The organism is Okeania sp. SIO3B5, assembly GCF_010692555.1.
Lineage (GTDB): Bacteria > Cyanobacteriota > Cyanobacteriia > Cyanobacteriales > Microcoleaceae > Okeania.
Genome location: NZ_JAAHHG010000013.1, coordinates 1 through 25,790 on the forward strand (window position 1 = coordinate 1; position 25,790 = coordinate 25,790).

Genomic DNA, 25,790 nt, shown 5'->3' on the forward strand with positions numbered 1-25,790 from the left:
CCACATCTTAACGAAGTCAGAAGTTAGAAGTCAGAAGTCAGAAGTTATTTTTATAACGATGAAGTGATAGTTCAATTATTAAGTAATTAACACCCTAAGAAAATAACTTTTTTGATAATTAGCACCCTAATTATTGTTAATTATTTTGATTTTTACTTCTCCCTTACCAAAAAATAGGGTCTAAAGCCTCCCCTTATTAAGGGGATGAAAAAAATATTCGATTCAGTATTTTCAAGCCTCTGGCTTTCCTAGGTCATGCTGCGCAAACAGACAGAGGTACTAATAAGTGATAACTGAAATGACTCCCCCGGTCAATAAAAAGTAGCAAACATTTATTACTCTTGGTATTAATTCAGACTAGACGATCTACTATCATAACAACTTAATATTAAGTATTTCCTATTTTCTAGCCAATAATTATCAATTATCAACAACTATTAACCTTTCCTTAACCTTAGTAAGTTAAGCTTTCATCTATTCCTTTTAACGTATAGAGAAATATAGAAACCTGATAGTTATGCAATGTAGTCTAAATCTTTTTGGAATAACTCGTATGACTGCAAAAATGTCTGCAGTAGCTTTGACAATTGGTTTAGCTGCCTGTGGTGGTGGTGGTGACACTGATGGTACAGGTGGAGGTGGTCAAGTCAACCTCGTTGGAGCAGGAGCTTCTTTTCCAGCACCTCTGTATCAACGTTGGTTTCAAGAGTTGAGTCAGAGTGACCCTGACCTACAGGTAGATTATCAGTCAGTAGGTAGCGGAGCTGGTATTGAAAGATTTACTCAAGAATTAGTAGATTTCGGTGCTAGTGATGTGGCAATGACAGATGAGGAAATTGCTCAAGTTGGTCGGGGTGTCATTTTGCTACCGATGACTGCTGGTTGTGTTGTATTAGCTTACAATTTGCCTGGTGTTTCTGGTCTGAAGCTTTCCAGGGAAGTTTATGTAGACATATTGTTGGGTAATATTACTAACTGGAATGACCCTAAGATAGCTGCAATTAATCCCGATGTAACTTTACCAGACCAAACAATTACGGTTGTATATCGTTCTGATGGTAGTGGTACAACCGGAGTTTTCACGAAGCATTTGAGTGCTATTAGTCCAGAATGGAAAGAGAAAGTTGGGGAAGGTAAAACTGTTCAATGGCCAGTAGGTATTGGTGGTGCCAAGAATGATGGTTTAGCTGCTTTAATTAGTCAAACAAAGGGTGGCATAGGTTACGTTGAGTATGGTTTTGCTAAGAGTGCTGGTCTGAATATGGCTTCCCTGGAAAATAGTTCTGGTAATTATATAGAAGCTACTGCTAAATCAGCAACTGCAACTTTAGAAGCAGTAGTATTACCTGAAAATCTACGAGCTTTTATTACTGATCCAGAAGGAGAAAATTCCTATCCAATTGTGACTTATACTTGGATTCTTGCTTATAGTGAATATTCTGATGCAGGTAAAGCTCAGGGAGTGGAAAAAATGATTGAATTTGGCTTAAATGAAGGTCAAAAAATTAGTGGTGAAATAGGTTATATTCCTCTACCTGATAATGTACGTCAAAAAGTTTTAGAAACTGCCGATAAAATTAGCCCAGATTACAACATGACTATCAAGTAGCATCAAATAAATGGCGTTGCATAAATGCCCTTGGGATTTTAATAGTTTTGTGTAGTTTTGTGGAATGGGCATCTTGCCCGTTCCCGTTCCCGTTCCCGTTACTGATATTTTCATGGCAGGCAAGGTGTAGAGAATTATAAATTCAGTTCATTGTACTCATTTTGAGATAAAATAACATTAAAATTAACCCAATAAAGTCCCTGATGTTGACTCAATAATTCCTGGAAGATGTATATACCTATTTGAGGTAGATAGAGCTCAATAATTGATAATTTATAATTACCGAATTATTAATTATTAATAATTAATAATTAAATAATTCGCGCCTTGAAGCCTCCCCTTTTAAGGGGAAAAAAAGCGGTCGAGGGATGGCGTTTTGCTCCGCAACATATAAAGCGGAGCGGCTCTGTCAAGAGCGGGTCTCCTCGCTGTCCGACCATCAACCAAGAGAAAAGAAATAATATCTCCTGATATTCAATCCTCTCGGTTTTAACCAGAGGTAATTATCAATTATCAATTATCCATTATCAATTAATGAACTCTTCCTTTTAAAGAGAGGATTGAATAAAAGGAAAATTAATTCATTGTTTATCCTTTAAAGGAGAGGCTTTAAACCTTAATTATTCGGTAAAAAATTTTATGGTTGCACAATCTAAAGTTAAACAAGATAGCAGGTCTCGGACTAATACAGAAAGAAAGTTTGATGATGGTTTTATTACTGTAACTAAAGTTTTTGCTTGGGGTATTGCAGCTATTTTAATATTGATAGCTTTAACGGTAGCTTCGCAAGCTATACCAGCTATTAATGAATTTGGCCTAACCTTTCTATTTAAAAGTGTTTGGAACCCCGTTGCTAATGATGGAAAGGGGGATTATGGCGCATGGCCAATGATTGTAGGAACTTTAATTAGTTCATTTCTTGCCCTATTTATTGCAGTTCCCCTTGGTCTAGGTACGGCGATATTTTTAAGTGAAGGTTTTCTTCCTCCAAAAATTAGTATTCCATTAACTTTTATGGTGGAATTATTAGCAGCTATTCCTAGTGTAGTTTATGGTTTATGGGGTATTTATGTTTTACTTCCTTTACTCAAACCAATTGAGGCTTTTCTAGGTAATTATTTAGGCTGGATTTTTATTTTTTCTCTTCCTAAAGGTGTAAGTGCGGGGGGGCCTGGAATGTTCCCTGCGGTTATCGTTTTATCGATAATGATTTTACCTATTATTACAGCAATTTCTCGTGATTCTCTTGCTAGTCTTCCTCCCGATCTACGACAAGCTTCTATGGGTATAGGAGCTACTCGTTGGGCTACTATTATTAGGGTATTAATTCCAGCAGCTTTTTCGGGAATTGTTGGTGGAGTAATGTTAGGTTTGGGTCGAGCTATGGGAGAAACTATGGCTGTAACAATGTTAATTGGTAATGCTAATTCGATTAAACCTACTCTTTTTGCTCCGGCTAATACTATTGCTTCTTTGATGGCTAACCAATTTGCTGAAGCTTCTGGTTTACAACTTTCTGCTCTGATGTATACGGGGATAATTTTGTTTATTTTAACCCTACTGGTAAATATATTAGCTAATTGGATTGTTAATCGAATTAAAGCTAAGTATTAATTGTTGTTTATGTTAAATTTATTGTGAGATTATTCTGGAGAATTCGTATCATTTTTATTCCTATAAAAAATCTGCAAAATTTCTAATTTTTTGATGAATTAGCCAAAATTTATTCTCTGTTCAAATGTAAATGCTATACTCATTCCATCTTGATTAATTATGGCAAATATTAACTATAGTCAACAATCATCTGAATCAATTATTAGTCTGAAAAGAGACCCAAGTAGACCAAGGGAAATATTTAATAAAGTGATGACTGTACTATCAGGTGCTTGTATCGGCATCACTCTTATTCCTTTATTTGCTGTATTAATTTACGTTTTTATTAAAGGATCATCTCGTTTAAATTTAGATTTGTTTACTAAGTTACCACCAGCTGCTGGTCAAACTTCTGGTGGTATTGGTAATGCGATTTTAGGCACAATTATGGTAGTGGCGATCGCTAGTTTAATTGCTGTTCCTTTTGGTGTTTTAGCAGCAGTTTATTTATCAGAATTTAGTGATGAGGATACTGCCCGTCCAATTCGATTTGCTACTAATGTTTTGAGTGGTGTACCATCAATTATTGCTGGGGTATTTGCCTATAGTTTACTGGTACTATCTATGGGAAAATTTTCAGCATTTGCAGGTGGAGTTGCTTTATCGGTTTTGATGTTACCGACCATTGTTAGAACTACTGATGAGGCTTTACAAATAGTTCCAAGGGATATTAGATGGGCATCGGTGGGAGTTGGTGCTTCTAATTATCAAACTGTTTTACAAATAGTTTTACCGGCTGCTTTACCGGGTATTATAACGGGAATTACTCTTGCTATTGCTCGTGCTGCTGGTGAAACTGCTCCATTACTTTTTACTGTTGTTTATTCTAATAATTGGCCTCGTGCTATTAGTATTAAATGGGTTTCTTTAGTACCATTTTTGGATTTTCTAAAAGTACCATTACCATCTTTTGATTTTTTATTCGCTCCAACTGTACCATCTTTGGCTTATTTAGTATATGAATTTGCTCGTAGTTTTGATGTTGTTTTACAGGAGTTTGCTTGGGCGGGTTCTTTAGTTCTGGTTTTATTGGTTTTAGTTACCAGTATTTTTTCTCGTTGGGCAACGAGTCAGAAAAAGTTTTGATTAAATAAGGAAGAAGGAAGAAGGAAGAAGGAAGAAGGAAGAAGGAAGAAGGAAGAAGGAAGAAGGAAGAAGGAAGAAGGAAGAAGGAAGAAGGAAGAAGGAAGAAGGAAGAAGGAAGAAGGTCTAATTGCTTATGGACTCAAACTCTAAATAATATTGAAGAAGGCAGAAAGTCTAATTGCATGGGTATTTAAACCCTAAACAATTTTAAGCACCGTGTAGTACGGTGGGCTATTAAACCTACCACAGAAAAGATAAATAATAGTGATTAATTAATTATGCTTTATTTATTATGCTTTTTGTCTATAACACGGAAGAGTGAGAAAATATTTCTCCTTATTCGATTCATTATTACTCTGTGTCCTAACTAATTCAATATTTGATAGATCAAAATAATTTCTTTTTTGAGTGTTTTAATATCAATAAAATAGTTAATTTGAACTGAAAACTTGAAAATTATGAATCCTGACTCCTGAATACCACCAAAATATACAACTTAAATAGAATTGCTATAGCAAATACACAAATAATTTTTAGACTAAATTAGGAGGTAATATCTAATGCCAGAATTTAAACAAAACATTTCTCTGCAAAAATCTTCCCCTGCTCTTTCCGCAGAAAATGTTACCGTTTTTTACGGAGATTTTAAAGCAGTAAAAGATGTTTCTATGGAAATTCCAAAGAATAAAGTAACTGCTTTTATTGGACCTTCAGGTTGTGGTAAAAGTACATTATTACGATGTTTTAATCGCCTCAATGATTTGATTAGTATTTTCCATTTAGAAGGACGTATTCTTTATAATAATCAGAATATTTATGACTCAGATATTGACCCTGTAGAAGTACGCCGACGTATTGGCATGGTATTTCAAAAGCCTAATCCTTTTCCTAAGTCAATCTACGATAATATTGCCTATGGGGTGAGAATTAATGGCCTGGCTCAGTCTAAAGAAGAAATGGATGAGATAGTAGAGCGATCGCTACGACAAGCTGTTCTCTGGGATGAGGTTAAGGATAAACTGGGGCAAAGTGGTTTTGCTCTTTCTGGAGGTCAGCAACAACGTTTATGTATTGCTCGTGCGGTTGCTGTTAGTCCTGATGTGGTTTTGATGGATGAACCTTGTGCTTCTCTTGACCCTATTTCTACTATTAAGGTTGAGGAGTTAATTCATGAACTTAAGGAAAATTATACTATTATTATTGTGACTCATAATATGCAGCAGGCGACTAGGGTAGCGGATGTAACTGCCTTTTTTAATGCTAAAGCTGCCGAGGGTGGTAAACGTTTCGGTTACTTGGTTGAATTTGACGAAACTCACAATATTTTCCAGAACCCAAAGGAAGAATCTACTCAACAATATGTAAGTGGTCGTTTTGGTTAATTGAAGAAGGCAGAAGGAAGAAGGCAGAAGGAAGAAGGAAGAAAAAATGGATGGGGACTTAAACCCTAACCAATTGTTAACACCGTGTAGATGGTGGGGTATTAAACCCAAAATAAAAAGATAAATTTTTATCATTATTTTTTTCTGGGTTTGATACTAATCAAGTCCGGTTTTTTTTATTTAAAAAACTCTTATTAACGAACTTTTCTAAGTTAACTTTAGTTAACCATAAAATTTACTCCTCTTTTTGACCGAAAAAGTGGGTTTCAAGCCTCGCCCTTATAGGGCGACTTTAATTATTTGATAAAAATTTTTTCTTGTTCAGTTGGTTTAACAACAACCTCTGGCAAACTATCAATCAGTTCTTCAATTACTTGAGTCATTGTTTTACCTTTTACTCGTGCATATAATCTTAACTTATCCATCCTTTTATCATTCATCCGCAATCTTAATTGATTATTTTTCATATTTATCCCCAATGTGTAGCCAATTATATTATAATATAAATCTGTTTGATAAGGGAAAAGATGAAAGCAAGGTATAAGTACAGAGTATATCCAGACAATGTACAAAAGAAAGCTTTAGCTAAATTATTTGGATGTTGTAGAACAGTATGGAATGATAGTTTAGCTTATTGCAACGAGTTGTACAAAGAAGGTAAGAAAAAGCCTAGTAATGCAGAACTACAAAAACAGTTTATTACCCAAGCTAAAAAGACTGAAAATAGAGAATGGTTAAAAGAAGTTTCCAATATTCCATTGCAACAGTCATTAAATGATTTGAATGCAGCATATCAAAACTTTTTCAATAGTTGTAAAGGTAAGAGGAAAGGAAAACCTGCAAGACCTCCTAAGTTTAAATCTAAAAAGTCTAGACAAACAGCTAGATTTAGGAAAGGAGGATTTAAAATTTCTCAAGACAGAGTTGTTTTAACAAAAGTAGGTAAACTCAAAATTATTTGCAATACGAAAATTACCTAGTCAGCCTAGTTCTGTAACAGTTATTAAAGACTCTGCCAATAGATATTTTTTAAGTTTCGTAGTAGAAATACAACCAGAATCATTACCTCAAACTGATAATTCAGTAGGAATTGATTTAGGAATTAAAACTTTTGCTACATTGAGTGATGGTCGAAAAATTGATGCACCAAAGCCACTAAAGAAACGAATCAAGAAATAGCCTCTTTCAGAGGAGCTGCGCTAACGAAAATTAAGTAAGTCATTATCTAAGAAAACTAGAGGTACAAATCGTTATGAAAAAGCTAGGTTGAAAATAGCTAAGTTTTCCTACGGAATGCTACGCAAACATGCAAAACTGAAAGATACAAGGACAGACTTTCTGCATAAATTATCTACTGAAATTATTAACGAAAACCAAGTGATAGTTTTAGAAGTATGACAATGTATCTGGAATGGTTAAAAACCGTAAATTATCTAGGGCTATTTCTGATTTAGGATGGAGACAATTCCGAACATTCCTAGAAGGAAAAGCAGAAAAATACGGTAGAGAATTTAGAATCATTAATCGTTGGCAACCAACCAGTCAAATTTGTTCATGTTGTGGTTTTCGTGGAGGCAAATTAGATTTGTCAATCCGTGAGTGGCAGTGTTTAAACTGTGAAACCACACATGATAGAGACCACAACGCAGCGATAAATATATTAGTCGCGGGCGGGCAGTCCGAGACACAAAACGGACGCGGAGGCAAGCGTAAGACTACTGCAAAAGTAGCAGCAGCCTGTGTTAGCGACAGCTATGCGAAGCAAAACGTCAACCCGCCAAGGAGCTTCGGCTCGGTAGGAATCTCCGCGCCTTTAGGCCGTAGAGGATGTCAATAGATTGATATTTATTCATCAAATTTCATTCAATTTAGGTTTTTTTCTTGCTCAATAACCTTCCTCCCTCTTCCTTCTTCCTTCTTCCCTCTTCCTTCTTCCTTCTTCCTTACCAAGTTTTTCTCGGCAACGTTCAACATATAGACTGGCAATAGTATCAGTAGAGTTTTGCCTTTTCACTTGTTGGAAATATTCTAAAGCTGCTCTAAATTTACCTAACTGCCAACCCTTAATTCCTTTCTTGAATATTGATAAGTTTGAAATTTTTTCTGCTTCAATAATATTATTTTCAGTCCCCAATAATTCATAAATATTTATAGCTTTCTGCTTTCCACGAAGCGTCACTTTATCAATCCACCTATAATAAATTTTCTCAGAATATAGATTATTATTTTGTAACGGAGCATCTGAACATTCTGCTTGATTAATAATTCTGAATTTATCTTCTATATATTCCCCTGTTTGACAGTTATTTTTACATTTTTCTATCTCTGAAATTACTGGTTCACTTACAACAATTGAGCAACCATAAGTCTTAGTCAAGCTTTCTAAACGTGACGCAGTATTAACTACATCTCCAATGACTGTAGAATCCATTCTTTTTTCAGAACCTAAAGTACCAATAACCCCAATACCCGTATTAATACCAATGCCAATTTTTACAGGTTCCATAAGATGATATTTTTCATGATTAGCATTAAATTCTTTTAAATTTTCCTGCATCATCACAGCAGCTTTTAACGCATTTAAACTATGGCATTTGTGTTTGTCAAATACTGCCATAATTGCATCGCCTAAGAATTTGTCTATAAATCCTTGATTGGCAGAAATACAAGCACTCATTTGTTTAAAAAAAGAATTTAACCACTTAAAGGTATCTCGTGCATTTTGTGATTCAGCTATTGCCGTAAACCCTCTAACATCACAAAATAAAACTGTTAATTCTTCTTCTACCACATCTCCAAGCTGAATAGAATCTAATCCTTGAGGGGCTATTCTTGATAAAAATTGCTCTGGTACAAAAAGTCTAAATTTTTCTGAAAGATGTTGATTGATTTTTTCTGCTGCTAATAATTGAAGATGACTTTGTTGCTCTGTCTGTTGAGTGTTTTGAGATTTATTAGCTTGAGAACGTATTTGATTTAACTGTAAAATATTAGCTACCTTTGCCAGAAGTAAACGAGTATTGAAGGGTTTGGTAATGTAGTCATCTCCCATCAATTCTAAACCTTTCAATTTTGAATTTTCATCATCCAAAGCAGTTAAAAAAATTATGGGAATTGTTTCTAATTGGGGGTTTTTACGGAGACGGTTACAAACTTCAAATCCATCAATTTCAGGCATCATTACATCCAGTAAAATTAAATCAGGATGAGAATTGCTGGCAATTTCTAATGCTTCTTTTCCACCATTTGCTGATACAGTGATGTAGCCTTCTGATGTTAATAGTTCTTCTAATAGAATGACATTATCTGGTTCATCATCAACTACTAGAATAGATGACTGTTTGTTTGACATATAATTTAGTTAAATTGACTAGATTTGATAAAATTTCTGGATTTAATTTTTTGAGCTTTGAGAGTAATCTAATAATATAGTGGTAGTAAAATTGCACAAATTTAATGTAATTGAAAATTTGTAAATTGAGTATTTTTATGTAGAAAATTTTCATCTAGTGTTGAATAAGTTTTTGAGTAAGCATTTCCTGCGGAATGCTGCGCAAACAGCAGTCAGCTAGCCTTCTGTTGGAGGAACTGCGGACTTCAGCTATTGCTTTTAGTTTAGGATAAAAGCTCTATTAATTGTCTTGCTACAAAAGTTGGTCCCCTTGTCCTTAAAGTCAGTTATTAATTTAAACACTGTCCTATATGAGAGAGTCTTGTTGCTAATAGCTGAATGCTTACGTTTTTGAGATGCCCCTAACAAAAAATTGATGCTTTTAATAATTTTACTTTATTTGCAAAATATATAATGTGGGTAGAAATATAATGTCATACACTACATCATAAATAGGAATTTCTGGGAGCAAATTGTGAGGAAAGCAATTGTAATTTAAGTAAGCATTCAGCCGTCAGTAATTAGCTATCAACTATTGCTTTTAGTTTATGATTAAAGCTTGATTAATTGTCTTACTACAAAAGTTTGCTCCCTTGTCCTTAAAATCAGTTATTAATTTAAACACTGTCCTGAAAGAGAGACTCTTGTTGCGCTTGAGCTGACAGCTAATAGCTGTTTGCGCAGTATTCCGCAGAAAATTATTAAATTATTAATTAGGGTTTGCTGAAAAAGTCTTATGGGTAAGGGTAGGAGACAGGAGACAGGAAACAGGAGACAGGAGAAATGGGAATGAGCGAGCAGGTAGGAGCTAAGTTTTGTCCCAAGATTTTTCTGCCCAACTATGCACCTAAAATACTAACTTTTTGAGCATTTTAGACTGAAATAGGCGCACTTTTTTCGACCCAAAAAAGGCACTTGTCTTTATATGTCAATGCTTTTAGATTTAATCAGCAAACCCTAATTATTAATTGTTGAACCATATTTCCATATTCCTAAATTCCCAGATATTTTTTTCACAAATTAAATTAAATTGAACTGCTATTGAACGAAATCAGAAGTTATTCTTGTAACAGGAATTTTGAGCAAATATCTGAAAATATTTCGCCTTAAAAGATGGGGTTTTATATCATTTATCAAAAGTCTTGCTACATCTTCTTGAGAGTAAGGAGTAGGGAGTAGGGAGTAGGGAGTAGGGAGTAGGGATTAGGGAGTAGAGAGTAGGGAGTAGGGTTAAAAGACATTAATATATTTTGGTTTAATGCCGATAATTTATAAGCATTCAGCCGTCAGCTATCAGCTATTAGCTATTGCTTTTTTTTAGTTCTAGATAAAAGCTTTACTAATTGAGTGAAAATTAAATTTTACTATAAAAGCTGACTTTAAAGTCTATATATTAAAATCCCCTCATAACAACTGAGAGCTGACAGCGAGCTAGCTGAATGCTTACAATAATCTTTACAAACATTACTGAAGCATTATTATTACTTAATAACTGAAGTACCATTGGAAGTATAGCATTATTTTTGGGAATTGGTATTAGACTCAATTATGTTGATAAAAATTCCCTTATTTTTATCAAATTTTTACTGACTACTTAGTAAAGATTTAACAGTAGCAATCATCTTTTCAATATTCAAAGGCTTACTAAGATAAGCTGATGCACCAGCATTAATACATATTTCTCGATCGCCACTCATTGCCATAGCAGTTACAGCAACCACTGGTACAGACTGCCATGTAGGATGAGCTTTTATTCTTCTAATTAATTCTAACCCATCAACTTCTGGCAACTGAATATCCATCAAAATTAAATTAGGTAAATTTGGAGGAGTAACTAGAGAAGAATTAATTGTATTTAACATAGTTTTACCATCACTAATCAACTCAACAGTATAGCCCTCCAACTCCAATACTTCAGAAATTAAAAGTTGATTATAAGGTTGATCTTCAACAATCAAAATCCTAGCAAATTTTTCAGGTTCTAGTTCTTTTTCCTCAATATTTTTAACCAATACTTGAGAACTTTCTTTAGATTCCAAATTAACAACTAACTCTTGACGCATCTCCGTTAATGGCAACCAAACACGAAAAATACTACCTTTACTAACCTGAGAATTTAAAGAAACAGTACCCCCATGTAATTCAGCCAATTTTTTTGTCAAAACCAAACCCAAACCCGTACCTTCATGTCTCCTAGATAAAGAAGAATCAACCTGCTGAAAAGGACTAAATAACATATTCCATCTATCTTCAGGAATACCAATTCCAGAATCTTTTACCTCTAAACATAAATAAGGAGTACTGGGATTAATCGGAGAACAATCTGGTCGATAATCACCTTGAATTTGACTACCATAAGCTAAACGTCCGCTAAGTTTAACTTGGCCTCCCTCTGGTGTAAACTTAACAGCATTAGACAATAAATTAATCATTATTTGTCTGACTCTACGTTGGTCTAAAAAAGCTTTAGATAAACGATAATCTAATTCTAGAGATAAAGCTAACCTTTTTTTATCAGCTCGTGGCTGAATCATTTTCAAGCAGTCACTACAAAGTTCGTGAATATTTACTGACTCTAAATTTAGCTCTGTTTTTCCCGCTTCAATTTTGGATAAATCGAGAATATCATTAATTAACTGTAGTAAATGCTGACCACTTTTTTGTATTAGTCGAACTTGATTAAGTTGGCGATCGCTCAACTGCCCAGATGTTTGTCGCTGTAGTAAATCAGAAAACCCTAAAATACTATTAAGTGGAGTTCTTAACTCATGAGACATAGAAGCTAGAAACTCTGACTTTAATTGAGAAGAACGCTCTAATTCCTCATTTATTTGCCGTAGATGTTCTTGAGACTGTGCCCTTTCTATGGCCACTCCTAATGTACGACAAGCAGCAACCAACATATCTTTTTGAGAAGCTTCTTGTAGTCTTTGCAGATTACGAGATTCTAGAGTTAAAACACCAATAATTGTCCCGTCTGTGGCAGGGATGGGAAAAATTCCTAATTGGCCAATAGCAGGATTACAAAATCCAGGTATAGCTTGAGGGTGAGAAGCATAATCTTCAACATACATAGGTTCACCACTTTCAACTACTTGCCACAAAAGTCCTTGGCCATAAGGAATGCCCTGTTTCAATAAACCTTCCATTTCTATTACTGCAGGTTCACCATAAGTAGCAATAAATTGAGAAGTCATTTGATTAGATATTGGTCCTGCTTGGCGATTTTCTCCTTCTCCGCTAATAACTTTGACATCTCCAAAAGCAGCATTCATTACCTCTACCAAGTAATTGAGGGCAAATTGGGCAATTTCTCTTAAGCTGTCTGAGTATTGCAGTCGTTCGTTGAGACCGAGAAGAAATCTTAATCTTCTTACTTCAGCATTAAGGCTCTTTTGGGACTTTTGATGAGCAGTCACATCTCGAAAAGTGAATAAATGACCCCCGTCTGATGTGAGAGTGCAGTCCACATTGAGACAAATATCGTTAGCTTGTTTTATATCCAGGAATAGATTTTCTGTTTCTGTGTTGAGTAGAAAGTCTTTTAGTTGTTGACATTGTTTTGTTGACCAATAGCCTTGAGCAACTATTTCGGCAAATATAGTATCACAATGAGGCTTTTGAGCAAGCCACTCTGGCAATAGTCCCCAAATTTCAGCTAGTTTTTGATTAAATAAAATTAAGTGATGGGATTTATTAAATAGGGCAATGGCATTATCTATTTGGTTAAGTATAAGTTCTTGTTCTTCCTTTAACCTCTGTAAATCTATTTCAAAATTCTCCATTTTTATGACTTATTATTTTTTCTATTCCTAATTAGACAAGAAGGTAAGTTGGAGTGTTTTTACATCAGTTTACAAATATTTCTACTCTTGAGGAGTGACAGTGATTAGATTGTATTTGTGATCCTAGGCACACTCAAATAATTTTTTCAATCAATTACTGAAATAAATATTAATTAGGGTTTGCTGATTAAATATCAAAGCATTTACTGATATTGGTTTTAGCCTTTTTTGGTAGTGAATAAAGTACCTAGTTTTCAGCTCTTAATGCTCAAAAATTTACCATTTTAGGCAAAAGTTGGGCAAAAAAAAATTACTTTCCTGCTCCTCTACTTCCCCTACTCCCCTACTCCCCCACTCTTCTACTCCTTAAAAAAGACTTTTTCAGCAAGCCCTAATTAGGGTTTGCGTATGGAAAGTCTGTTGGTAGGGGTAGGAGACAACCCACCCCTAACCCCTAACCCCTAACCCCTCCCAGGAGGGGAAGACAGGAGAAATGGAAATTATAAAGGAGGTAGTCTTTAATAATGGATAATTGATAATTACCTCTCCCTAAAAGCTATGCTTTATAAAGATCTTTTTTAACATAAAACTTGACAAAAATATCATTTTATGTTTTGAAGTCTGAAAGCTCCTAGTGTCGTTGCGATCGCAACGACCTTATCGCTGCCATTAGCACTAATATCAAGTCTCATTAATTAGCCATAATAAAAATGTTTTCTCTGATAAGTTTTTCCCTGTGCCCAGAACCGATGTCTCATATTCCCTGTTCCCTAATTTTTTGATTGTGGTTATTCAAATAGACATGATATAAAATCAAGTTTCAATCTTTAACTTTACTGTTAAACTACTATACAAATACTTATAAATTTGCAAAATCAAAGTACTACTTATGGATAGTCAAGACCTTGCCAAGTATATAGAAAAAACTAACAGTATTTCTAAGCCCTGGCTATTAATACAACTTCGGATTCAAAAATTGAAAGAGCGTCGTGCAGAACTTTCTCCTGAAGAATATACTAAAAAGTTAGCTGATATCCACCAAGATTTAATGAATTTAGGAGAGTGGTGGGTTGGTATTGAAGATAAAGTTTTTGGCGTAAAATAATGAAAAGTTATAAGCTTTTTTGCATTTAATATCATGTCCGGTTGAATAATTAGACTTTGGTGGAAGGAAGGCAGAAGGCAAGAGGCAGGAGGCAGAAGGTTTTCTCAAGAGAATCACCTTAATTTTATACACAAACAATGCTACCGGACATGATATAAACCATATATTCAATTTTTGTCAAAGCTAACAGCGGTGCAACCTCACGTCGGCAACAAACACAAAGGAATATAGAATCTAAATGATTCTTAGATTATATGAGTAAGATTCAATAATTGATAATTGATCGTGGATAATTGATAATTACCTCTCCCTAAAAGCTATCCCTTATAACCCACATTCCGCACTTCAACTTGTAACATAAAAATTAGTATAAAATCCGTAGCAAGCTTAAGTATTTAGACTATATAAATTATCTTCATTTACCTCAATCAAGAGTCAAATTATCAGTTAAATATTAAGCATAAACACTCACTGAATCCTTGACTTCTATTGACCACTATAAATTACTTCTTACTTTTGACTTTTGACTTTTGACTTATATTTTTACTACATTTTGTGGTGCGGAATGTGGGGTGGAATGCTGCGCAAACATTAGTCAGCACTTCAGCAATTAGCTATTGCTTTTAACTAACACTAAAAGCAATAGCTGGTTGAGTCATAATTTATACTTACTATAAAAGCTGGCTTTAAAGTTTGTTTATATTCATTAAAACCCCCTCATGAGAACTGAGAACTGACAGCGAGCTAGCTGAATGCTTACAAGTCAAATATAAATCTGCTTCTGTATTTTCTAAGCATAAAAATCAGGCAAATTCCAACTATGTTTATTAACTTCATTGTTTGTCAATTGATATTTACCAATGAATTAAAGAACACTAACTATTCTATGAATCTGGAAAAGTTCGTTTTAATTCATCAATCAAGTCATCAATCTCTTCTAGAGCTTGATTAATATCAATTCTGAGCGTACCTAAATCTGGTTTTTCTAGCAGTTTAACTAGAGATTCCCGCTTGCTCTCAATATTAGCCACTCTTGCTTTGATTATCTGTGAGTCCATTTGAAATTCCTGATATACTGTTGTTAACACGATATTTTAGTTTAACTCAATAGTTAAATCTATAAATCTCAACAATCTCTGGTTATTGAAAAAAATCATCTATAAGATACTAGATACTAAAAATGTCTAATTTAGATCCAGAAAAGGAAGCAACAGCAGTTGATAAAGCAATGTTAAAGCGAATTGATTCCCTCAAAAAAGAGGATGAAAGATTATACAATATTTTAGCAATAGATGTTTGGGCACTAGCAAAAACAATGGATGAATTTCAGCCTGGTTTTTGGTCAGCTTTTATGAAAAATAGAGATAAAGCTTTGAAAAATTTCATGGCTGATACAGTTAAAAATAAACAAAAAAATGATAGTCGTCCACCTTTCCTTCATTAACATATACAGAAGAGTATCTAGGGTTCATTTCAGTTATCAGTTATCAGTTATCAGTACCTCTGCAATAAGGAGGTTTGACATAAGGAATAGTATCTTTTCTCTTGGTTGATTGGATATGGCGAGGAGACTTCGCCATCCCTCAACCGCTTTTTATCCCTTTAAAAAAGGGAGGGTTTAGACTACAATTTTTCGGTAAGTTAGATAATTGACTTAGTATTTAATAAGTTTCCATAGATCTGATTTTTTACTATTTTTAAGTAGGGTTTGCTGATTAAATCTCAAAGCATTTACATATAGAGGTTGAGCGCATTTTTTAATTAAAAAAAGTCCAAGCTTAATGGTCGTAATGGTTCAAAAAATTAGCATTTTAGGCGAGAGTTGCGCAGCAATTACCCTTGATTATTCTTCCTCCTACCTCCTCTATAATTCCCATTTCTCCTGTCTCCTGTCTCCTGTCTCCTGACTCCTACCCTCACCCATAAGACTTTTTCAGCAAATCCTAAGTATGTTTTTGAAGACATAAATTAATAAGTAAATATAGGTTTAAAATTAAATTATTTATTCAATATTGAAAATTACCGAATAATTAATTATTAATTATTAATAACTAAATAATTCTGGTTTAAATCCTCTCTTTTTAAGGAGGAAAAAAGAAATAATATTTCCTTATATTCAATCCTCTTGATTTTAACCAGAGGGAATTATCCATTATCAATTATCAATTAATGAATAGAATATACCTCAATGACAGAAGTTAATCTTCAAATATTTTTTATACCTCTATTCCTTATTTGCTGTTGCCGAGCTTATAAAGAAGTATAAAATAACTAAAATAATAGTTGACCTTGAACTTATGGTGAAGATAAGGTATATTCAGAAATACTAAATTTCTAGTTACAGAATTTATAAAATAACAAACTGACTATATATTAGATATATTTTAAAGATATGCTAGGTAAAACTTCATTAGCAACAGTAGGATTAATTGTAGGTGGAATTATTTCTGTGATTGGAACAGCAGCTTACTTTACCGATCATCCCACACTTAATTTAGCAGGATTCTTTTACGGAATCCCCTTGCTTCTGGGAGGACTTGCTCTCAAAGCAGCTGAACTTGAACCAGTAACTTTTACACAACCAACTAGCGAAGAGGTTGTAACTTTGAGAGAAAAACAAGCTACTCCCATCCAAAATCAACTACGTAAAGATGTGACTCGGTATAGATATGGCCAAAAAATACACTTGGAAGAATCTCTCAATCTCTTAGGTTTAAGTCCCACAGATGAGGAAGCACCAATACTTAAGGGGTTAAGGGAAATAGATATTAATGATAATTATGCCTTAGTGCTGGAATTTTCTTCTCCATCAATTCCTTTAGATACTTGGCTTCAGAAACAAGATAAACTATCAAGTTTTTTTGGACCAAATATCAAAGCAGAGGTAAATCAACCTACAGAAGGAAAGATTGATTTAGTTCTGATAACTACTCCAGAAGTATAAAATTATCAAATGTATGAACTTTAAATCAAAAATAAATTGATATTTTTTAGAAGATATTAACTTTAGTTACAGTAGATTTTAGACTAATATGGTATAGCTGAAGGGGTAAATATTTTTTACTTGTTCACTACCCTAATTCCCATCTTCCCTACTTCCTACTACTCTCTAAAACCATTACATAATTACCTCTTGAATAAGGCAGAAGGCAGAAGGGAAAATAGCTTAAGTTACTATGTAAAATTAATTACATATCCTATTAACTTCCTGCTCCCTCTCTTAATTAAGAAATTTATTCTGCACAACTACTTATAAATGTCAAACCCCAAGGAATTTTAAGTATCACTATTGACTGTAGGGAATTAAACCCGAAAAAGAAAAGATGACTTCAGAAACTGCTGTATCAGTTATCAGTAAATGGTTAGGTATTGAAGCTTTATATCCTAAATTTGAGCTAAGAAAACTCATATCCTGATACCCTATACTTCTTACCCTAATCCACCTCAAATATTTAATATTAAATCCATTAATTAGCAAAAAAATGGTCTATTGGAGTGGGAAACTGATAACTAATTAAATATTGGGAGTCAATTACGAAGCCGTTAAAAATATTAATCCATAACCGATAACCGATAAAACTCTGTTGCGCTAAACGAAAGAGAAGATGTTATTGAAAAAATCCCCTTAGCTAGGGGGTAAAGACAGAAAGTGAAAACTTCTCTAAAGTTCATCAAACTTACTCATTACTATAGCTATCCAACTAAAATGAGTAAGTTTGTTCAGTCGTCTATCCATTGAGTCACTATCAGCTACAATTAAGATATGAAGCTAGTTGAACGTCATGTTATTACCAAATCCCATGATTTGTGGTCCGAAATTGACCTGAAGGCTTTTTTGTCAAAAAATCTGTTCAATTTAGCCAACTATTATTATCGTCAATACTTCTTTGAAAACAAAAAGAAATTAAATTTTAATCAACTGTATCACAAGGTATCTAAAAGCGACGATTATCAAGCTTTACCTACAAAAGTAAGTAAGCAAATAATCAGGAGACTAGATTCAGCTTGGAGTAGTTATTTTGCAGCCTTAAGAGAGTGGCAAAAACAGCCAAATAAATTTTTAGGAAAACCAAAAATTCCCAAATATAAACATAAGTCAAAAGGCCGAAATATTCTGCCTTACCCAGATGAATCAATCTATAAAAAAGCCTTAAAAAAAGAAATTTGTCATCTGTCGATGAGTGAAATAAAAATTCCTACTTCACAGACAAAAATAATAGAGGCAAGAATCATCCCCAAAAGTAGCTGTTACATAATAGAGATAGTCTATGAAAAACAGGAGGAAATAACAAATAATCAACAAATAGCAGGAGTAGATTTAGGAGTAAATAACTTAATAGCTGTAACTACAAATCAAACAGGAATATCACCTCTTTTGATTAAAGGCAGACCATTAAAAGCAATCAACACTTTTTATAATAAACAGCGCTCTTATTTACAATCTCAATTAAAAATTAACCATAATAAAAGTAACTCTCATCGGTTAAAAAAATTAACTCACAAACGAAATTGTCGAGTAGAAAACTATCTCCATACAGCAAGTAAAAGAGTAATAGATTGGTGTATTAACCATGAAATAGGAACCTTAATTATTGGGCAGAATCAGAATTGGAAACAAGAAATAAAATTAGGAAAAAAGAACAATCAACAATTTGTGAACATCCCTCACTATAAGTTAATAGAGATGTTAACATATAAAGCCCAACTAAGAGGAATAAAAGTAATAATAACAGAAGAATCTTATACATCTCAATCAAGCTGTTTAGATGGAGATGATTTACCAAAATATGGAGAAAGCAAACCGAAATTTAGTGGAAAAAGAGTAACAAGAGGGTTGTATAAAACAAGGGAAAATAAATTATTAAATGCAGATGTAAATGGGTCATTTAATATACTTAAAAAAGTAATTCCTGATGTCTTTGACCAGGGAATAAAGGGTTTGCCGTTTAACCCTGTAGTGGTAGATCCACTACGAATAACTAAGGTTTCAGGCTTTTGAGTAAGTTTGAGTAAGTTTAGTTGAGCGGTAGATATATGATAATTGAATAAAAATCTTAATAGACATCTCCAAAAATCCAAAATAAAATCAATTATCGTACAGAAATTATCAGTTATTTCCCCCTATTCCCTATTTCCTCTTTTCTGGAGATGTCTAATGGTACAAACCTACTTTTCCAAACGCACCACATACCATTGTATAAAATTACCATTGCTCAATTCATATTCACAATAGGTATCTCTCAATTGTTGAGCTTGAGCATCTAGAGAAGATAACTTTTGTAAATCTCTAGGTACATTATGTTGTTGTTGAGCTAAAATAGATCGCAATTTTTCTAATAGTTCTAAACCCGTCATAAACTGCTCGGGTTTGTTTGATTCTAAGACGACGTAGTTTTCTTCTTGGTACATAAGTGAATTAGGCATTTTGAAAACAAAAATAGTTGAGCATGACTAAATACGGAAAATTCTATAATCAAGAAAAATCAAACACTGTATATTTTCAAGGGAAAAAAAATATCACTAAAAAGACAAATCATTATAAGGTTGACAAAATACGGATATATGAGAGTATAATAAAGAACTAATGAGTTACTTGTAAATTAATGGTAAATTATTATAAATGCTAAGAATCAAAAGATTAGTAAAAATAAACAGAAAGTGAATTATCAATAAATAAAATCAAGCAAAGTACATTCCTAATTATGAGATTAAAGCAATATTTAATACAGTAACTCTACTAAAATAGTAGCTATTAGCGACTTTAAAATGATAACTACACCTCAAAATTTAGCACACAAAGAACAAAAACCTTCTAAGTTAGAAGGTATAAAAGAAAATAGCAACTTCTTGCGGGAACCCCTAGCAACTCAACTACTGGAAGATACAACCCACTTTAGTGAAGAAGCTGTTCAAATACTCAAATTTCACGGTTCTTACCAACAAGATAACCGGGATAATAGAGTGAAAGGGCAAGAAAAAGACTATCAAATGATGCTTCGCACTAGAAACCCAGGTGGCTTTATTCCACCACAACTTTTTCTAACCTTAAATCATTTGTCTAATGAATATGGTAATGATACACTTCGTGTAACAACCAGACAAGGTTTTCAGTTGCATGGCATCTTAAAGAAAAATCTGAAAACTGTTATATCATCCATCATAAAAAGTATGGGATCGACTCTAGGAGCTTGTGGGGATCTTAACAGAAATGTAATGTCTCCTCCAGCTCCTTATAAAAACCGTCGCGAATATGATTATGCAAAAGAATATGCAAATAAAATAGCAGATTTGTTAACACCACAGACAGGTGCATATTACGAGATTTGGCTAGATGGGGAAAAAGTAATTAGTGCAGAAGAAAATCCTGAAGTAAAAACTGCAAGACAACTTAATAGTAACGGTACAATATTTACTAATAGTGAAGAACCTATTTACGGTACTTACTATATGCCGAGAAAATTTAAGTGTGCTGTAACCGTACCAGGAGATAACTCAGTAGATCTATACACTCAAGATGTTAGCCTAGTCGTAATTACCAATGAAGCAGGAGAATTAGAAGGGTTTAATGTTTTAGCAGGGGGTGGCCTAGGTAGAACTCATCGAAAAGAAGAAACCTTCCCTTGTTTAGCCCAAGAGATTGGGTATGTGTCCAAGGAAGACATCTATGAATTAATCAAGGCTATAGTAGCAACTCAGAGAGATTATGGCGATCGCAGCAACCGTCGCCATGCCAGAATGAAATATTTACTCCATGACTGGGGACTAGAAAAATTTAAGGCCAAATTAGAAGAATACTTTGGTAAATCCATTGCCCCCTTTAAGCCTTTACCAAAATGGAAATATTTGGACTTTCTGGGATGGCACAACCAAGGAGATGGCAAACTATTTTTAGGAATTTCCGTAGAAAATGGCCGTATTAAAAATGAAGATTCATTTCAGCTAAAAACAGCACTGCGGAAAATTGTTCAGTTATTCCAGCTACCAATGCTGTTAACACCGAATCAGAACATAATTCTTTATGAGATTGAACCACAGCAACAACAGGCAATAGAGCAAATTCTGGCTCAACATGGTATCAGGAAAGAAAAAGATATTGATCCCTTAGTGCGCTATAGCATGGCCTGTCCGGCTTTGCCAACTTGTGGACTAGCAATTGTAGAATCAGAAAGGGCCTTACCTGGTATACTGGGACAAATTCGGTTATTGTTGGACAAGGTGGGACTAGAACAGGAACATCCTGTGATTAGAATGACAGGATGTCCCAATGGTTGTGCTAGACCTTATATGGCCGAGTTAGGATTTGTCGGTAGTGCACCTGATGCTTATCAGATTTGGTTAGGGGGTTCACCCAATCAAACACGACTGGCAAAAACTTATGTTGACAAATTACATATCAGCGATCTGGAAGCTGAGTTGGAATCGATATTTATCTATTTCAAACAACAACGCCAACCAGATGAAAGTTTCGGCGATTTCTGCAATCGTGTTGGTATTGAAGCCATCCGTCAGTTCGTAACCAACTATAAATCTAGTTTCTCAATGAATACAGATATTAACAATTCAATGTTGACCTCAATCAACTCTGAAAACAATACTCCAGCAGTTACTAATGTTACTGAAACAACTCCAGAAGCTAAACCTCAAGAAGAAGAGGTAACTACAAATCAAGAGAATAATCAGCAAGTGAATCTGATTAATGCTCCGGTAAATTCTCCCATTAATCCCGAGAGTACTCCGTCGGTAACTACATCAACAGCAAGTGAAACTCAGCCAGTAAACACTTCTGTCTCTGGCGAAGTGGCAAATACTACTACAAAACCACCTCCTGCTGTGGGACAAGAGGTTAGTCAACCAACACCTTCTAGTTTTGGTCAAGAGGTTAGTCAACCAACACCTTCTAGTTTTGGTCAAGAGGTTAGTCAACCAACCCCTTCTAGTTTTGGTCAAGAGGTTAGTCAACCAACCCCTTCTAGTTTTTCTCCAGAAGCTGGTCAAGCACCCTCTTCTAGTTTTGGTCAAGAAGTTAGTCAACCAACCCCTTCTAATTTTTCTCCAGAAGCTGGTCAAGCACCCTCTTCTAGTTTTGGTCAAGAAGTTAGTCAACCAACCCCTTCTAATTTTGCTCCAGAAGCTGGTCAACCAACTCTTCCAGAAAAGCCAAAAGATACGAGTAAAATGCGACATCGGGTTAGCGTTAGAGATGAAATCTATACCAAGCTAAAAGAAGAGTCAAAACGTCAGGGTAAACCAGTAGTTCAATTGGCAACTGAAGCAATTGCAGAATACTTGGAAAAAATCAGGAATAGCGAAAGCTCACCTGCTGTTGATGAAACTAATTTCAAGCAAGAATAGTGAATAGATTTTTCACTTCAATAAATTGAAAGGTTGTGGGAGATAAGGGGTAGTAATTGTCCTCTAATTTTGAATTAGAGGGAGATAAAAAACCCCCCTCCTGCCCTAGAGTCTATTTATTGTCACGCTTAGAAAAAGGGAGTAGGGGAGTAGGGTTAAATTTATTGTCACGCTTAGAAAAATTGTATCCTTTGAGATTTCTTACATTTTGCTAGAATTAGTGAAGCAAAAAGATAGAGTTGTAAATGTTCTTGCTATGACAATGAATTAGCCCTGCCCTCCTGCCCAAATAGTTTTTCAGTCTTTCTAGATTAAGAATATGATGTGGTAGTGAATTTGAAATATCAATTTCAAGGAACTGTAATAAATTTACTGCCAGTCAAATAAGTAGATGGTTAGAACTCTCCAAAAATAGAGATTTTGGTCCAATAGTTTGAGGGTTTCAGCACCTTTTCTGGAGATATTGATTGCCATTATCTGTTGTAAAAATAACCAAGTTTGAACGATTAAATTTTTTTCTAGATATGGCTAATTTGCAAAGATTAGCGATCGCCTCCCACCAAATTGAGCAACAGAAAGTACTTTTAAATCCTGAACAACAACATTACTTAAGTCGAGTGTTACGACTAGGAGAAGGAGACCAATTTATTGTAATGGATGGTCAAGGTAATTCTTGGTTAGCAAAACTTGAAGCAGAAACCTCTAAAAAAAGTACAATAAATGCAATTTTAGAGAAAGAAATTTTTATTCAAAATGAATTGCCAATAGAGTTGATTCTAATTTCTGCCTTACCTAAAGGAAATAATTTTGATGAAATTGTTCGGCAAAGTACAGAATTAGGAGTTACTCATATTTTGCCAGTTATAAGTTCTAGAACTTTACTAAAGCCTAGTCCGCAAAAGTTACAAAGGTGGCAAAAAATTGCCCGTGAAGCTGCCGAACAATCAGAGCGTCAAGTAGTTCCAATAATTAGAGAAACTATGGAATATTCGGCAGCTTTATCATTATTCGATGGTCAAACTTTATCTAATTATTACAAATATATATGTGTTGCTCGTAATAACTATTCTTCTTTACTGGAAAATTTATTAGATAATCAACTACCAGAATCAATAGTAATAATGACAGGTCCGGAAGGAGGTTGGACTAATGTGGAAGTAGAAGCAGCGATCGCTACAGGTTTTCAAGCTGTTTCTCTAGGTAAACGTATTCTCAGAACTTACACTTTGGAGGTCCGAAGGCAGGAGGCAACCCACCCCTAACCCCTCCCAGGAGGGGGAGGCAGAAGGGAAGAAAAGGCGCTCATGAGAAAAAGTTTTTTATCACTGATTATCCGGACATGATATTAATTGTTATAGGACTTATATCATGTCCGGTTGAATAATTAGACTTTGGTGGAAGGAAGGCAGCTATGTATCCCCCCTAACCCCCCTTTGAAAGCTATGCTTTATAAACATTTTTCTTAACATAAAACTTGACACGCATAGACAAGTTATGAATAAGTCCTTAAAAGGTTTTTGTCAGAGAAAAAGTGTATTAAAAAGTACATTTTTTTTGATAACTTAAGTAGTTTTTCCTATCTCCGATGATTCTTTTTCCTTTCTCCCCTGCTCCCTACTCCCCTGCTCCCCTACTTCCCACAAGGTTTTCAGGAGTTCCTTATAAGGGATAGCTTTAAAAGGGGGGGAGAGGCAGAAGGTTTTCTAAAGAGTGTCACCTTAATTTTATACACGCTCCGATGCTACCGGACATGATATGATAAATAAAAGTATTAGCCTTTTTGGGGTTCAAAAAAGTGCCAGCTTTTCGGTGAAAAAAGCTCAAAAAGCTAGTATTTTGGGCTGACTATGATAGAACAATCTGGGGACAATTCTTACCGGATTATTAATAATGAATAATTAACAATTAAATAATTCTGGTTTAAAGCCTCCCCTTTTAAGGGGATAATAAAGAAAAATTTTCATGATTAGTCAATCCTCTTCTTTTCAAGGAGAGGTAATTATTAATTATTAATTAGGGCTTGCTGATTAAATATCACGCGTCTTGACAGGTAAAGGTTTGACCCTTTTCAGGTATTAAGGGAGTACCAGCTTTTAGGTAGTAATGGTTCAAAAATCTAAGATTTTCGGCAAGATAGCGGTAGAAAATCACTTTTATGATTCTTCTGACTACTTCTTCTATAATTCCCATTCCTCCTGTTTGCGCAGCATTCCGAAGGAAATTCACCGATTCTGGATTCTGGATTCTACCCCTACCACTCATACTTTTTCAGCAAACCCTAATTATTAATTGTTGAACATTATCCATCAGTAATTTTCTGCATTTTATTCTTAGATAACTGACGACTCACAGAAGAAACTGCCCTCACAGGAATCTCTGTTAATTGAGCTAAAATTAGATTCCAGAGATAGCCATATTGAGGATTATTTTTCAGTAATAAAAGTTCTGCAAATACATAAAATCTTTTACTTCTTTTATATTCAGGAGGATTATCTTCAATCCTAATTTGTTCTGGTTTAGGCAATTTATGACCGATAATTTTTCCTTGCTCATAATACTTTGCTTGAATAGAAAGTCCTAATAATCTATCCAAACACCAAAAAGGAAAATATTTAAACGGTCCTGACAAAATCATCGCATCTCTAATATCTGCTAGAGTTGCTTGTACTATTTCATTTTTCCATACTTTTTTATCAAAGTTTTCTGTATGCCATCCTTGATGATCTTTTCTTTTTCCTAACAGAGATAAGGGATTGAATTTATTATGCAAAGGAGCTATGGGTATTTCCACCATATAATTTGGTTGATTTTGTAAGTTTTGGTCTCCTGTCCTTACACCACAAGTATTCATTTCATCAATATTAAATATTGATTCCCATGGAGATTTTAAACTAGCCTCATCACCGTATTTTACATCTTTTCTATTAAGTCTTAAAACCCAACTATCAGGAAACCTTGTAAAATATTTTTTGGTGATTTCTGCAATATCTGGATGGAGAATTTCATCACAATTTACTGTTAAAATATATTTTCCTGAAGCATTTACTAACCCAGTCATTCTTTGAATTATTTCTCCCCGAAATGAACTATTGATTTGTTGCATTCGGGGGTCGCTAATTGGCAGTTTTTTCATTCCTGGGGGGTGGGATAAAATTAATTCCACATTTCCATTTATTTTTAAAAGTGTTTCGATCCAATATTCCGGAAGACCTTCTCTTGTGGGGACTACAATTGATAATATTGGCTGAGTCATTTTTATGTATATTAGCTAAGTTTTACCTACATTATATCAAATTTATTAATGGTCAGCCAATAATTTAATTTTGGGGTAATTTTACAGAAATTTTATAGCAAATATTGAAGAAGGAAAAAGGAAGAAGAAAAAAGTGGATGAGGATAGTTAAAAGTTGCCCTTACCCTTCTATAA

Annotated in this window: 19 protein-coding genes and 2 pseudogenes; 13 read left to right on the plus strand and 8 right to left on the minus strand. The window is 34.3% G+C overall.

The genetic code is table 11. The annotated features are described in order from the left end of the window. The first annotated feature begins 517 nt into the window (after positions 1–517). The 4 genes from pstS to pstB all read left to right on the plus strand — a co-directional run bounded on the left by pstS (position 518) and on the right by pstB (position 5,730). Positions 518–1,609, plus strand: coding sequence for a phosphate ABC transporter substrate-binding protein PstS (gene pstS / locus F6K54_RS03275; protein WP_293074392.1), 1,092 nt, complete (start codon positions 518–520; stop codon positions 1,607–1,609). 639 nt (positions 1,610–2,248) lie between these two features. Next, entirely contained in the window at positions 2,249–3,223 is a 975-nt protein-coding gene (pstC, locus tag F6K54_RS03280) for a phosphate ABC transporter permease subunit PstC (protein ID WP_293074395.1), read from the plus strand. A 159-nt stretch (positions 3,224–3,382) separates the two neighbouring features. Beyond that, on the plus strand, positions 3,383–4,348 hold the full coding sequence (gene pstA / locus F6K54_RS03285) for a phosphate ABC transporter permease PstA (protein ID WP_293074398.1): 966 nt from the start codon (positions 3,383–3,385) through the stop codon (positions 4,346–4,348). 560 nt (positions 4,349–4,908) lie between these two features. Further along, positions 4,909–5,730 (plus strand): phosphate ABC transporter ATP-binding protein PstB, encoded by an 822-nt coding sequence (gene pstB / locus F6K54_RS03290; RefSeq protein WP_293074401.1) that lies wholly within the window; start codon positions 4,909–4,911, stop codon positions 5,728–5,730. 296 nt (positions 5,731–6,026) lie between these two features. Here pstB and F6K54_RS03295 read toward each other — a convergent pair whose 3' ends face one another. Further along, positions 6,027–6,170 carry a hypothetical protein gene (locus tag F6K54_RS03295; RefSeq protein WP_293074404.1) on the minus strand — a complete coding sequence of 48 codons (144 nt, stop codon included), beginning with the start codon at positions 6,168–6,170 and terminating at the stop codon, positions 6,027–6,029. Between the two features lie 87 nt (positions 6,171–6,257). On the opposite strand from F6K54_RS03295, the gene F6K54_RS03300 reads away from it, so the two are divergent. From F6K54_RS03300 to F6K54_RS03310, 3 genes and pseudogenes are all read left to right on the plus strand, one after another. Then, positions 6,258–6,710, plus strand: a complete 453-nt coding sequence (locus F6K54_RS03300; protein WP_293074407.1) for a transposase — start codon at positions 6,258–6,260, stop codon at positions 6,708–6,710. Between the two features lie 109 nt (positions 6,711–6,819). Next, positions 6,820–7,128 (plus strand): annotated as a pseudogene (locus tag F6K54_RS03305) (transposase). A gap of 13 nt (positions 7,129–7,141) precedes the next feature. Then, on the plus strand, positions 7,142–7,567 hold the full coding sequence (locus F6K54_RS03310; RefSeq protein ID WP_293074410.1) for an RNA-guided endonuclease TnpB family protein: 426 nt from the start codon (positions 7,142–7,144) through the stop codon (positions 7,565–7,567). 48 nt (positions 7,568–7,615) lie between these two features. On the opposite strand, the gene F6K54_RS03315 is transcribed toward F6K54_RS03310, so the two are convergent. Further along, positions 7,616–9,082: a response regulator gene (locus F6K54_RS03315; protein ID WP_293074413.1), complete on the minus strand. Its 1,467-nt coding sequence runs from the start codon at positions 9,080–9,082 to the stop codon at positions 7,616–7,618. Between the two features lie 1,622 nt (positions 9,083–10,704). Further along, positions 10,705–12,906 carry an ATP-binding protein gene (locus F6K54_RS03320; protein WP_293074416.1) on the minus strand — a complete coding sequence of 734 codons (2,202 nt, stop codon included), beginning with the start codon at positions 12,904–12,906 and terminating at the stop codon, positions 10,705–10,707. Positions 12,907–13,795: 889 nt separating this feature from the next. Here F6K54_RS03320 and F6K54_RS03325 point away from each other — a divergent pair. Next, entirely contained in the window at positions 13,796–14,011 is a 216-nt protein-coding gene (locus tag F6K54_RS03325; RefSeq protein WP_293074419.1) for a hypothetical protein, read from the plus strand. A gap of 884 nt (positions 14,012–14,895) precedes the next feature. On the opposite strand, the gene F6K54_RS03330 is transcribed toward F6K54_RS03325, so the two are convergent. Next, a complete protein-coding gene (locus F6K54_RS03330) occupies positions 14,896–15,099 on the minus strand; it encodes a hypothetical protein (RefSeq protein ID WP_293074476.1) in 204 nt (67 codons plus the stop codon). 92 nt (positions 15,100–15,191) lie between these two features. Between F6K54_RS03330 and F6K54_RS03335 the strand changes: the two genes are divergently transcribed. Then, positions 15,192–15,455 (plus strand): hypothetical protein, encoded by a 264-nt coding sequence (locus F6K54_RS03335; protein ID WP_293074422.1) that lies wholly within the window; start codon positions 15,192–15,194, stop codon positions 15,453–15,455. A gap of 389 nt (positions 15,456–15,844) precedes the next feature. Here F6K54_RS03335 and F6K54_RS03340 read toward each other — a convergent pair whose 3' ends face one another. Continuing rightward, the gene (locus F6K54_RS03340) at positions 15,845–15,976 is read right to left on the minus strand and encodes a hypothetical protein (RefSeq protein WP_293074424.1); all 132 of its coding nucleotides are present in this window, start codon (positions 15,974–15,976) and stop codon (positions 15,845–15,847) included. Positions 15,977–16,403: 427 nt separating this feature from the next. Here F6K54_RS03340 and F6K54_RS03345 point away from each other — a divergent pair, with 427 nt between their 5' ends. Then, positions 16,404–16,955 (plus strand): DUF2854 domain-containing protein, encoded by a 552-nt coding sequence (locus tag F6K54_RS03345; RefSeq protein ID WP_293074427.1) that lies wholly within the window; start codon positions 16,404–16,406, stop codon positions 16,953–16,955. An 819-nt stretch (positions 16,956–17,774) separates the two neighbouring features. Next, a complete protein-coding gene (locus tag F6K54_RS03350; RefSeq protein WP_293074429.1) occupies positions 17,775–19,010 on the plus strand; it encodes a transposase in 1,236 nt (411 codons plus the stop codon). A gap of 167 nt (positions 19,011–19,177) precedes the next feature. Here the strand turns inward: F6K54_RS03350 and F6K54_RS03355 are convergent, their stop codons facing one another. Next, positions 19,178–19,435, minus strand: a complete 258-nt coding sequence (locus tag F6K54_RS03355; RefSeq protein ID WP_202221416.1) for a chlororespiratory reduction protein 7 — start codon at positions 19,433–19,435, stop codon at positions 19,178–19,180. A gap of 342 nt (positions 19,436–19,777) precedes the next feature. On the opposite strand from F6K54_RS03355, the pseudogene sir reads away from it, so the two are divergent. After that, positions 19,778–21,562: pseudogene (sir, locus tag F6K54_RS03360) on the plus strand (sulfite reductase, ferredoxin dependent); the annotation flags it as partial. A 1,268-nt stretch (positions 21,563–22,830) separates the two neighbouring features. Further along, complete coding sequence (locus F6K54_RS03365; protein ID WP_293074437.1) at positions 22,831–23,625, plus strand: 16S rRNA (uracil(1498)-N(3))-methyltransferase; 795 nt, start codon at positions 22,831–22,833, stop codon at positions 23,623–23,625. Between the two features lie 772 nt (positions 23,626–24,397). On the opposite strand, the gene F6K54_RS03370 is transcribed toward F6K54_RS03365, so the two are convergent. Next, on the minus strand, positions 24,398–24,625 hold the full coding sequence (locus tag F6K54_RS03370) for a hypothetical protein (protein WP_293074440.1): 228 nt from the start codon (positions 24,623–24,625) through the stop codon (positions 24,398–24,400). A 37-nt stretch (positions 24,626–24,662) separates the two neighbouring features. Further along, positions 24,663–25,616 (minus strand): glycosyltransferase family 2 protein, encoded by a 954-nt coding sequence (locus F6K54_RS03375; RefSeq protein ID WP_293074443.1) that lies wholly within the window; start codon positions 25,614–25,616, stop codon positions 24,663–24,665. Positions 25,617–25,790 lie beyond the last annotated feature (174 nt).

Excerpts from the sequence above, each read along its gene's own strand:
- pstB (WP_293074401.1), top strand. The coding sequence starts at position 4,909 with ATGCCAGAATTTAAACAAAACATTTCTCTGCAAAAATCTTCCCCTGCT.
- F6K54_RS03300 (WP_293074407.1), top strand. The coding sequence starts at position 6,258 with ATGAAAGCAAGGTATAAGTACAGAGTATATCCAGACAATGTACAAAAG.
- F6K54_RS03355 (WP_202221416.1), bottom strand. The coding sequence starts at position 19,435 with ATGCCTAATTCACTTATGTACCAAGAAGAAAACTACGTCGTCTTAGAA.
- F6K54_RS03295 (WP_293074404.1), bottom strand. The coding sequence starts at position 6,170 with ATGAATGATAAAAGGATGGATAAGTTAAGATTATATGCACGAGTAAAA.
- F6K54_RS03310 (WP_293074410.1), top strand. The coding sequence starts at position 7,142 with ATGGTTAAAAACCGTAAATTATCTAGGGCTATTTCTGATTTAGGATGG.
- F6K54_RS03315 (WP_293074413.1), bottom strand. The coding sequence starts at position 9,082 with ATGTCAAACAAACAGTCATCTATTCTAGTAGTTGATGATGAACCAGAT.
- F6K54_RS03375 (WP_293074443.1), bottom strand. The coding sequence starts at position 25,616 with ATGACTCAGCCAATATTATCAATTGTAGTCCCCACAAGAGAAGGTCTT.
- pstS (WP_293074392.1), top strand. The coding sequence starts at position 518 with ATGCAATGTAGTCTAAATCTTTTTGGAATAACTCGTATGACTGCAAAA.
- F6K54_RS03320 (WP_293074416.1), bottom strand. The coding sequence starts at position 12,906 with ATGGAGAATTTTGAAATAGATTTACAGAGGTTAAAGGAAGAACAAGAA.
- F6K54_RS03370 (WP_293074440.1), bottom strand. The coding sequence starts at position 24,625 with ATGAGTGGTAGGGGTAGAATCCAGAATCCAGAATCGGTGAATTTCCTT.
- F6K54_RS03340 (WP_293074424.1), bottom strand. The coding sequence starts at position 15,976 with ATGTCTTCAAAAACATACTTAGGATTTGCTGAAAAAGTCTTATGGGTG.
- F6K54_RS03335 (WP_293074422.1), top strand. The coding sequence starts at position 15,192 with ATGTCTAATTTAGATCCAGAAAAGGAAGCAACAGCAGTTGATAAAGCA.
- F6K54_RS03345 (WP_293074427.1), top strand. The coding sequence starts at position 16,404 with ATGCTAGGTAAAACTTCATTAGCAACAGTAGGATTAATTGTAGGTGGA.
- F6K54_RS03350 (WP_293074429.1), top strand. The coding sequence starts at position 17,775 with ATGAAGCTAGTTGAACGTCATGTTATTACCAAATCCCATGATTTGTGG.
- pstC (WP_293074395.1), top strand. The coding sequence starts at position 2,249 with ATGGTTGCACAATCTAAAGTTAAACAAGATAGCAGGTCTCGGACTAAT.
- F6K54_RS03325 (WP_293074419.1), top strand. The coding sequence starts at position 13,796 with ATGGATAGTCAAGACCTTGCCAAGTATATAGAAAAAACTAACAGTATT.
- pstA (WP_293074398.1), top strand. The coding sequence starts at position 3,383 with ATGGCAAATATTAACTATAGTCAACAATCATCTGAATCAATTATTAGT.